The sequence below is a fragment of the Trabulsiella guamensis ATCC 49490 genome (assembly GCF_000734965.1).
In the GTDB taxonomy this organism is placed as follows: domain Bacteria; phylum Pseudomonadota; class Gammaproteobacteria; order Enterobacterales; family Enterobacteriaceae; genus Trabulsiella; species Trabulsiella guamensis.
Map to the genome: position 1 here is coordinate 1 of NZ_JMTB01000242.1, position 346 is coordinate 346.

Genomic DNA, 346 nt, shown 5'->3' on the forward strand with positions numbered 1-346 from the left:
TGATGGAAAATAAAATTATTCTGGCTATTAACAGCGGAGAAGGAAAAACACGCTTGCTCACCGCTGATGCTGGCAAGGCAGTCAATGTTAAACTTATCCCGGGTAATAAATATCTGTTAAAAAATGTCAATGATGACTTCGCACCAGAAAATATTACAATAAAGCGAGTTGGGAAGGCCCTGCATATTATTCAGGAAGGAGATACTGAACCAAGTATTATCATTGATGACTATTTTGATGGCGGCCCTGACAAGCCCGTGCTGTTAGGGATGGCGGAAGATGGTCAACTTTATGCCTATGCTCCTCTGTCCGGTGAGAGCTACGATACGGGTTACTTAGTTGCTGA

The 346-nt window shown here is 42.8% G+C and carries 1 pseudogene; it reads left to right on the plus strand.

Annotation, left to right across the window (positions count from 1 at the left end):
- Nucleotides 1-346: pseudogene (locus GTGU_RS26290) on the plus strand (hypothetical protein); the annotation flags it as partial.